Consider the following 2,623-nt stretch of genomic DNA (forward strand, 5'->3'; position numbering starts at 1 on the left):
CCAAGCCGTCTTGGCCCTGGCCCGCCGCCGCCTCAACGTCTTGTGGGCCATGCTGCGCGACCACACCACCTATCAACCCACCACACCTAACGCCGCGGCGGCTTGACAACGTCATTGAGAATCCTCCTCCTGGCAATGAGCCAAGCCTACCGGCCAGTAGCCGGGCTACCTGCCCCGGCGCGCTGCAGTAGCAGGTCACACCGGGCCAGCAGTGCCGCCCGCAGCGGCGCGGCACGTGATGCGATGGCCTTCTGGCAACGCACATACTCGGCGCGGCCGCCGGCCTGCTCAACGGCGATCGGTGTGTACCCGTAGCCCCGCAGGTCGTACGGGCTCGCTCGCATATCGACTTCACGCGCCGCCGCGGCCAGTTCCAGGCAGTCCAGCAGTAGCTCGGATTCGATCAGCGGGCTCAACTTGTACGACCATTTGTACAGGTCCATGTTGGCGTGCAAGCAACCGGGCTGCTCCCAGTCCTGCTGGGTGGCACGGCTGGGCGAGCCCGCGTTTCGGGGTGCCGCGTCAGCACTGAAGAAGCGGAACGCGTCGAAGTGACTGCACCGCAGGGGTCCGGCGACATCAGCGTCGACAACGGCGTCGGTGCCCGCGGCGCCCAACCGCAGCGGGACACGCTCGTGGCGCACGGCCCCGTCGTGATAAACCATCGCCCACTCGTGCAACCCGAAGCAGTTCAGCCGAGCCGGGCGCCGCGCCGTCGCTCGCAGGAGGCGCGCGACGAACGAAATGATGTCCAGCCGGCTGCGCAGATAGATCTGGCTGACCGCGACACCGACGCCGTCGGCGGTGTAACCGCGGCGGCCACGGTAGCGACGGATGGCTTGGCTGCCCGCGAGCCGCATCCCGTAACCCGGATGCCAGCAGCGCAGCTGCCCCGGCCGCAGGCTGTAGTAGCTGAACAGGAAGTCCCACACCGGATGCGCCTCGCCGGCGCGGGCCCGCTTGACGTGTGGGGCGACGAACGTGTCGACGCGTTCGGCGTACGCGTCGGCGCGCGCCGTCCACTGCTCATGGTCCAGCCGGGTGCACCTATCAGACACGTTGCATGCCGTCCCGCACGGCACCGACCAGGTCCCTGACCAGATCCTCCAGTGCGACCATCGCGACCACGGTCCCGTCCTGCCCGGTGACCAGCGCCAGATGACTCTTGCTGCGCCGCATCCTTGACAACGCCTCCGGAACCGACAGCGAGCCACCGATTTGCGGCAGCGGCCGAACTCGCGCCAGGTCGACCACGGCATGGGGATCGTCACCTAGTGACAGCACATCCTTGATGTGCAGGTACCCGATGAATCTGTGGTCGACGTCGGCGACTGGGAACCGGGAGTAGCCGGTCGTGGCCAGCGCCTTTTCCACCGCCTCGACCGTCGGCCCGCAACCCTGCGCGGCCACCGGCACCGCGCGAATCTGGGTGACCGGGACCGCGACGTCGGCGACCAGCCGGTTGCGAATCTGCAGCGCCCGGGTGAGCCGGGTGTGCTCCTCGGGATCCAGCAGACCTTCCGACACCGATTCGGCGATCATCTCGGACAGCTCCACAGTGGAGACGGTGATGTCGAGCTCGTCTCGGGGTTGCACTCGCAGTGCCCGCAAGGTGGCGCTGGTGCAGCGGTTGTAGAACGTGATGATCGGCCGAACGGTCCGCACATACATCAGGTAGGGCGGAATCAGCAGCATCGCCGCCTTCTCCGGGCCGGCGATGGCGATGTTCTTCGGGACCATCTCGCCGAGCAGCACATGCAGTGTCACCACAATGGCCAGTGCAACCGCCAATGACACGGTGTGCAGCAGGGCGGGGGAGACGCCGCCGACGAAATCGAACGGCCGTCGCAGCAGGTCGGCGACCGTGGGCTCACCGAGCCGGCCGAGCAGGATCGACGACACCGTGATTCCCAGCTGGGCTCCCGCGAACATCAGCGGCAGCTGTTCTGCGGCCCGAATCACGGTGAGCGCGCTTGATCTGCCCTGCTCGGCCAATGCTTCCAGCCGGTCTCGACGGGCCGAGATCAGCGAGAACTCCGCACCGACGAAGAACGCGTTGGTGGCGATCAGCAGGATGGTCGCCAACACTCCCAGCAGGTCGCCCATCAGTGAGCCCGTCCCACGCCGGAATCATTGCGACCCTGAACTTGGGTCAGGTCGAGCAGGTCGATACGGCGGCCATCCATTCGGATCACCCGGGCCTGCCAGCCGGCCGGGCCTTCCGGTATGCCGTCGGGTTCATATCCGCTCAGCTGCACCGTGTCCCCGGCGACCGGAATGCGGCCGAGCTGCTGAAGCACCAGCCCGCCGATCGTCTCGTATTCACCCTCCGGTGCGTGATAACCGGTGGCGGCGGCCACCTCGTCGATCCGCAGCAGCCCCGACACCCGCCAACCATCGCCGGAAGCCACCACATCCGGTGTGGTGTCGTCGTGCTCGTCGCGAACGTCGCCGACGATTTCGTCGATCAGATCCTCGACGGTCACCATGCCCGCGATACCGCCGTACTCGTCGACGACCATGGCGGTCTGCAAGCCGTTGGCCCGTATCTCTCCCATGAGCGCATCGCCGTCCAGCGTGGACGGCACCACCGCGACAGGCTGCGCGACGGCGGTCAGCAAGG

3 protein-coding genes are annotated in these 2,623 nt (G+C 67.3%); all 3 read right to left on the minus strand.

Annotated elements, in window-relative coordinates; translation table 11 throughout:
• Positions 1-146: 146 nt before the first annotated feature.
• A complete protein-coding gene (locus WAN71_RS01205) occupies positions 147-1,058 on the minus strand; it encodes a 3-methyladenine DNA glycosylase (RefSeq protein ID WP_422223579.1) in 912 nt (303 codons plus the stop codon).
• Positions 1,051-2,106 (minus strand): hemolysin family protein, encoded by a 1,056-nt coding sequence (locus WAN71_RS01210; protein ID WP_422223580.1) that lies wholly within the window; start codon positions 2,104-2,106, stop codon positions 1,051-1,053. Before WAN71_RS01210 ends, WAN71_RS01205 begins: the two co-directional genes overlap by 8 nt.
• Positions 2,106-2,623, minus strand: a 518-nt coding sequence (locus tag WAN71_RS01215) for a transporter associated domain-containing protein (RefSeq protein ID WP_422223581.1), incomplete at its 5' end; no start/stop codon positions are given. The genes WAN71_RS01210 and WAN71_RS01215, both read right to left, overlap by 1 nt.

Origin of the sequence: Mycobacterium sp. (assembly GCF_049280035.1) — a bacterium.
Lineage (GTDB): Bacteria > Actinomycetota > Actinomycetes > Mycobacteriales > Mycobacteriaceae > Mycobacterium.

Coding starts and splice junctions, on each gene's coding strand:
- WAN71_RS01210 (WP_422223580.1), bottom strand. CDS start 2,106: ATGGGCGACCTGCTGGGAGTGTTGGCGACCATCCTGCTGATCGCCACC.